General features: G+C 39.5%; 1 pseudogene. It reads left to right on the top strand.

The features are described 5' to 3' along the window. Positions 1-410, top strand: a pseudogene (locus H5201_RS22680) (hypothetical protein); the annotation flags it as partial.

Here is a 410-nt window from a genome sequence, read left to right as displayed (position 1 = left end):
GATAAGTTTTATTTTAATCGCCATACCGGGCTTGTAAAAACCCCTCATACTTTGTTTAGAAAACCGTTTTATTTACCTTACGAAGACATTGTTTGTTTTGGTGCAAATGAGCGCAATGTAGGCTCAGCTCGTGGTGGTTCACGCGTGTTTGTGTCTCTCATGGTGCCATTAAAGTACCCTAAGCATTATAGACTCACTAAACCGACATTTTACGTAGGTGGTTTTAATCGTGAGTGGGATTCGCTGCAATATGCAACAGCCATGACCTTTATGGATACATCAATCCCGCTTGGGACACACTTATATCAATCAATAGAGCACTACTTCAAAATAGATAAAGATATAACAGAAAAACACGGATTTCCTGAGGAGTTAAAACCCTATTTAGACCCAGCAGATTGCCAAGTTAA

This window comes from Pseudoalteromonas sp. SG43-6 (assembly GCF_014164365.1).
In the GTDB taxonomy this organism is placed as follows: domain Bacteria; phylum Pseudomonadota; class Gammaproteobacteria; order Enterobacterales; family Alteromonadaceae; genus Pseudoalteromonas; species Pseudoalteromonas rhizosphaerae.
Note: the sequence above shows the minus strand (reverse complement) of the source record. Positions and strands in the feature narration are given on the sequence as shown.